Raw genomic sequence first — 543 nt, forward strand, 5'->3', positions numbered from 1 at the left:
AAAGAGGCGGAAGTCCGCCCACAGGTAACGGGTATTATTTCAGAACGTAACTTTGTTGAAGGTGGCGTTGTGGAAAAAGGTCAGTCGTTGTATCAAATTGATGACTCTTCATTTCAAGCGGATTTGCTTAGTGCAGAAGCGGAGCTGATTCGTGCGCAAGCTTCTGAAGAATCGACGTTTGCAACCGTTAAACGTTACCGCGCATTGATTACCAAGAAATCGATCAGTCAACAAGATCTGGATGAAGCAGAAGCGGCATACAAAGAAGCGAAAGCGCAAGTGCTCGTAGCCAAAGCGAAGATCAATACTGCAAAGATCAATTTGACTTATACCCGTGTGAAAGCGCCGATCAGTGGAGTGATCAGCAAGTCAAATGTGACTGCGGGAGCGTTGGTTACGGCAAACCAAGCCGACAAGCTAACGACGATTCAACAACTTGATCCGATCAACGTGGATATCGTTCAGTCTTCTGCTCAATTGCTGCGACTAAAAGCGGCGCTTTCTCAAGGTCACATGCACGAAGATCAATCTGCGCAAGTCGCA

Annotated in this window: 1 pseudogene; it reads left to right on the plus strand. The window is 47.0% G+C overall.

The features are described from left to right. Positions 1 to 543, plus strand: a pseudogene (gene vmeA / locus R7Z50_RS30405) (multidrug efflux RND transporter periplasmic adaptor subunit VmeA); the annotation flags it as partial.

This window comes from Vibrio sp. 1249-1, assembly GCF_033340495.1.